The 3,969-nt window shown below is 74.7% G+C and carries 7 protein-coding genes and 1 pseudogene; 4 read left to right on the forward strand and 4 right to left on the reverse strand.

The window, feature by feature from the left end; translation table 11 throughout:
* Positions 1 to 335, reverse strand: a pseudogene (locus VGH76_RS14450) (excinuclease ABC subunit B); the annotation flags it as partial.
* 269 nt (positions 336 to 604) lie between these two features.
* On the opposite strand from VGH76_RS14450, the gene VGH76_RS14455 reads away from it, so the two are divergent.
* The 4 genes from VGH76_RS14455 (at position 605) to VGH76_RS14470 (ending at position 2,117) form a co-directional block, all read left to right on the forward strand.
* A complete protein-coding gene (locus tag VGH76_RS14455; RefSeq protein ID WP_331557379.1) occupies positions 605 to 1,147 on the forward strand; it encodes a hypothetical protein in 543 nt (180 codons plus the stop codon).
* On the forward strand, positions 1,138 to 1,284 hold the full coding sequence (locus VGH76_RS14460) for a hypothetical protein (protein ID WP_331557380.1): 147 nt from the start codon (positions 1,138 to 1,140) through the stop codon (positions 1,282 to 1,284). The genes VGH76_RS14455 and VGH76_RS14460 overlap by 10 nt, the downstream gene beginning before the upstream one ends.
* On the forward strand, positions 1,284 to 1,538 hold the full coding sequence (locus VGH76_RS14465) for a VOC family protein (protein ID WP_331557381.1): 255 nt from the start codon (positions 1,284 to 1,286) through the stop codon (positions 1,536 to 1,538). Before VGH76_RS14460 ends, VGH76_RS14465 begins: the two co-directional genes overlap by 1 nt.
* Before the next feature lie 66 nt (positions 1,539 to 1,604).
* Positions 1,605 to 2,117, forward strand: coding sequence for a DUF402 domain-containing protein (locus VGH76_RS14470; RefSeq protein ID WP_331557382.1), 513 nt, complete (start codon positions 1,605 to 1,607; stop codon positions 2,115 to 2,117).
* A gap of 7 nt (positions 2,118 to 2,124) precedes the next feature.
* On the opposite strand, the gene coaE is transcribed toward VGH76_RS14470, so the two are convergent.
* The 3 genes from coaE to VGH76_RS14485 all read right to left on the reverse strand — a co-directional run.
* Positions 2,125 to 3,039 (reverse strand): dephospho-CoA kinase, encoded by a 915-nt coding sequence (gene coaE / locus VGH76_RS14475; RefSeq protein WP_331557383.1) that lies wholly within the window; start codon positions 3,037 to 3,039, stop codon positions 2,125 to 2,127.
* A gap of 65 nt (positions 3,040 to 3,104) precedes the next feature.
* Positions 3,105 to 3,278 carry a hypothetical protein gene (locus VGH76_RS14480; RefSeq protein WP_331557384.1) on the reverse strand — a complete coding sequence of 58 codons (174 nt, stop codon included), beginning with the start codon at positions 3,276 to 3,278 and terminating at the stop codon, positions 3,105 to 3,107.
* A gap of 130 nt (positions 3,279 to 3,408) precedes the next feature.
* Positions 3,409 to 3,969 (reverse strand): S1 RNA-binding domain-containing protein (locus VGH76_RS14485; RefSeq protein ID WP_331557385.1); only part of this gene is annotated, 561 nt, incomplete at its 5' end.

The following is a 3,969-nucleotide window of genomic DNA, read 5'->3' on the forward strand; positions in this document are numbered from 1 at the left end:
ACCAGGGTGGGCCGCTGCAGGCGCTCGATCAGCCACGCCGTGGTGGCCGACTTCCCGGTGCCGGTGGCGCCGAGCAGCACGATGTCGTGCTCGCCGCCCTTGACCCGCCGCTCCAGCTCGTCGATCGCGGCCGGCTGGTCACCCGCGGGCTGGTACGGGCTGACGACCTCGAACGGCTCGCCGGTGCGCTCGATCTCGCTGATCGGCCGGAACTCGGACTCGGCCAGCGCGTCGTCCGGGAGGCCCTCCGGGTTGTCCAGCAGCGTGCCCGGGTGGGCCTCGTGAGCCTCGTGGGCATCACGGGCAGCACCGGGGACCTCCGTCGCGAACGCCATGTCACCGAGGCTAACCCGACCCCCCGACAGTCTCTTCCCGCGTGAGGTTCCCCAGCTCAGGCCCCGCAGTCGCAGTCGCAGCACCCGTCACAGTCCGAGCAGCAGTCACAGCAGTCGCACCCGCGCTCGCAGCCGTCCGTGCAGGTCCCGCACCAGGTCTGGCGCGGGCGCCCCGACCACGGGCCGACGAACTCGTCGGAACAGCACAGCTGCCCGGTGCAGCAGAGCCCCGCGGCCGCGACGCAGCCGCCGAGCAGGCCCCGCGGCGGATGCGACGGCCGCTCGGGCGGCGGCTCCGGCGCGTCGTCGTCGGGCTCCTCGTCGGGCCCCATCGGCGCGCCAGGGCCCACGGCGGCAGCCGGCGCTCCGGCGGGCCGGTCCCCGCCGCCGCCCGGTCCACGGCCCGTCCCGCCTCGTGCACCAGCAACCGGTGGGCCAGCCGCCGCGCGATCGCCGCCTCCGGTGCGAAGGACACCCGCCGCGGCGCCCCGCGGATGCCCGCCACGGCCTTGCGGCAGGTCACGAGGGCGGCCGACCGGCTCGTCCCCGTCGCCGCGAGCGGGTTCCAGCGACCCTGGGCGGCGTCGTCGTCGAGGTCGGCGACCGCGTCGAGCAGGTGGGCGAGCCGACCCAGCAGTCGTCCCGCCTCGTCGAGCGGCGCCACGTTCTCCGGCCGGCCCGCGGGCACCGCGGTGTGGGCCAGCGCCGACCCCACCGCCGCCTCCGTCGGCGCCGTCACCGCCTCCACCGCCGCGCCCGGCGTCGTCTCCCTGATCACCCGCCGTCGACCGGGAGCCCCACCATGCGCATGATCTTCGTCAACCTGCCCGTCGCCGACGTCGCCGTCTCCCGGTCCTTCTTCACCGCGCTGGGCTTCACGATCAACGAGCAGTTCTCGGACGAGAACGCCGCCAGCGTCGTCATCGAGGAGACATCACCGCGATCCTGATGACCCCGACGCGGTTCGCCGACTTCGTCGAGGGCGAGGTCGCCGACCCGCAGAAGACCACCGAGGTCCTGCTCGCCCTCTCGGCCGAGAGCCGCGACGAGGTCGACCGGATGCGGGCGACCGCGCTGGCCAACGGGGGCAGCGAGTGGAAGCCGAACCAGGACCACGGCTTCATGTACGGCGCGAGTTTCGCGGACCCCGACGGCCACGTCTGGGAGGTCGTCTGGATGGACCCCGCCGCCGTCGCCGGCTGATCCCGCCGTGCCGCGTCGCCCCGGGCACCTCGTCCGGGGCGACGCGCGTGGTTAGGGTCCCGGCCCGTGACGCTGCACCCCCCGAAGGTCGAGACCTTCGCCGTGGACGAGGGCACGAACACCGACCCGAAGGGCTACGTCCGGACCGTCGACCTCTACCGCGAGGAACCGTTCGGGCTCTACCTCAGCCGTCCCATGCCCGACCACCCGACGCTGGACCACATGCGCTCGTGGCTGCTGCCGGAGCTCGGCATCCGCGTCACCGAGTTCGGGTACCGGCCGGGCCACGAGCGCAAGCAGGACTTCTACGTCGACGTCGCCGACGTGCACCGCGACGGGCGGGTCTGGACGACCGTCGACCACTACCTCGACCTCGTCGTCCACACCGGGCGGGCGACCGAGCTCCTCGACGTCGACGAGTACGTCGAGGCGGTCGCCGCGGGCCTGCTCGCCACGGACGCCGCCGAGCGGGCGCTCACGACGGCGACGACGGTGCACGCCGGGATCGCCGAGCACGGGCACGACCTCGACGCCTGGCTCGCGACGCGGGGCGTGGTGCTGGACTGGCCCTACCGCTGACGGCGGGTCAGTCGAGCTCGAGGCGCACCGGACGACCCGGGTCGGCGCTCCCGTGCAGCCCCGCCTCCACCCTCGGGAACCCGGCCCCGGTCAGCGCCGCCGCGAGCTCCCCGGTCCGGTCCTTCCCGGTCGTGATCACCACCAGGTCGAGGACGTCGGGCGCCGCCCGCCCCTCGGCGGTCGGACCCACGTGCTCCACGCCCGAGACGTGCCCCTGCCCGGCCAGCTCCACGCGCGCCACCACCCGCCGCGCCTGCGCCGGCCACGTCGGGTCGGGGTCGACGACCTCCTCCGGCCACGGCGCCGCCCGACCCTCGCGGGCCCCGGCCTCGAACGGCACGATCCGCTCCGACCACAGCTCCCGCACCTGCTCGCGGACCTCGTCGACGTCGCCGACGTTGTCGATCCAGACGTCGGCCGCCGCCCGACGGTCCTCCTCGCTCGCCTGCGCGTGGATGCGGGCCCGCGCGTCGTCCTCGGCCATGCCGCGCGTCTCGGCGAGCCGGGCCACCCGCACGTCCTCCGGGGCGTCCACCACGACGACCAGCGCGAACGCCGGGCCCATGCCGTTCTCGACCAAGAGCGGGACGTCGTGCACGACGACGGCGTCGTCGGGGGCGCCCGCGATCAGCTCCGCGGTCCGGGCGCCGATGCGCGGGTGCAGGATGCCGTTGAGCCGGGTCCGCGCCTCGTCGTCGGCGAACACGACCCGGCCCAGCGCGGTACGGTCCAGGCGGCCCTCGTCGTCGAGCACGTCCTCGCCGAACGCCTCCACGACCTCGGCGAGCCCGTCGGTCCCGGGTTCGACGACCTCCCGCGCGATCCGGTCCGCGTCCACGACGACGGCGCCGAGCTCGGAGAGCTCCGCCGCGACCGTCGACTTGCCCGCCCCGATCCCGCCGGTCAGTCCCACGCGCAGCACGGCGCGCAGTCTGCCCGATCGCCGGGCCGACCGCCGTGGCACGGCGGCACGGTGGGGCGCGTGGCCTAGGCGGGGGCGCCGACCGCGTGCCGCGCGGTCGCGAAGAAGGTCTCGAACAGCCCACGGCGGCCGACCGAGGGACCGCGCAGGGTGGTGGCCACCGCGACGTACTCGCCGCACCACGTCAGCCCGGCCGTGCCCAGGCGGTGCCGACCCGCACGACGTCGTCCCCAGGCCATGCCACTCCCCCTGCGTCCGTGATGCTGGTGTGACGCAGGATAACGATGTGACGCATGGGGTCAATGCGACCCGCGGAACGACGACGGGCCCCCACCCCGGAAGGGGTGAGGGCCCGTCGGCCGTGCGGACTCAGTTGCCCGAGAGCTTCTCCCGCAGCGCGGCGAGCTGGGCGTCGCTGGCGAGCGCGCCGCCACCGGAGGCGGACGGCGGGCCCTGGCCCGGGTCGTTGGTCGACGCGGCCGCGGCCTCGTCGTCCTCCTCGCCCTCCTCGGAGGAGGAGGAGGCATCCGGGGCGCCCGAGGAGTAGTTGGCCGGCGCCGCCTCGGCGGCCTCCGCCTCCTGCTCCGCGGTGCGCTGCAGCTGCGCGATGTGCTGCTGGTAGCGGGCGTACGCCGCCTGGTACTGGCGCTCCCATTCCTCGCGCTGGGACTCGAAGCCCTCGCGCCACTCCCCGGTGTCGGGGTCGAAGCCCTCCGGGTAGATGTAGTTGCCGGCGTCGTCGTACTCGGCGCCCATGCCGTACAGGGCCGGGTCGAACTCGGTCTCGGTCGTCATGCCCTCGTTCGCCTGCTTCAGCGAGAGCGAGATGCGGCGACGGTCGAGGTCGATGTCGATGACCTTGACCATGACGTCGTTGCCGACCTGGACGACCTGCTCGGGCACCTCGACGTGGCGCTCGGCCAGCTCGGA

The sequence above is a fragment of the Actinomycetospora sp. genome, from assembly GCF_036497585.1.
Taxonomy (GTDB): domain Bacteria; phylum Actinomycetota; class Actinomycetes; order Mycobacteriales; family Pseudonocardiaceae; genus Actinomycetospora.

Excerpts from the sequence above, each read along its gene's own strand:
- VGH76_RS14455 (WP_331557379.1), top strand. The coding sequence starts at position 605 with ATGCGACGGCCGCTCGGGCGGCGGCTCCGGCGCGTCGTCGTCGGGCTC.
- VGH76_RS14460 (WP_331557380.1), top strand. The coding sequence starts at position 1,138 with ATGCGCATGATCTTCGTCAACCTGCCCGTCGCCGACGTCGCCGTCTCC.
- VGH76_RS14465 (WP_331557381.1), top strand. The coding sequence starts at position 1,284 with ATGACCCCGACGCGGTTCGCCGACTTCGTCGAGGGCGAGGTCGCCGAC.
- VGH76_RS14480 (WP_331557384.1), bottom strand. The coding sequence starts at position 3,278 with ATGGCCTGGGGACGACGTCGTGCGGGTCGGCACCGCCTGGGCACGGCC.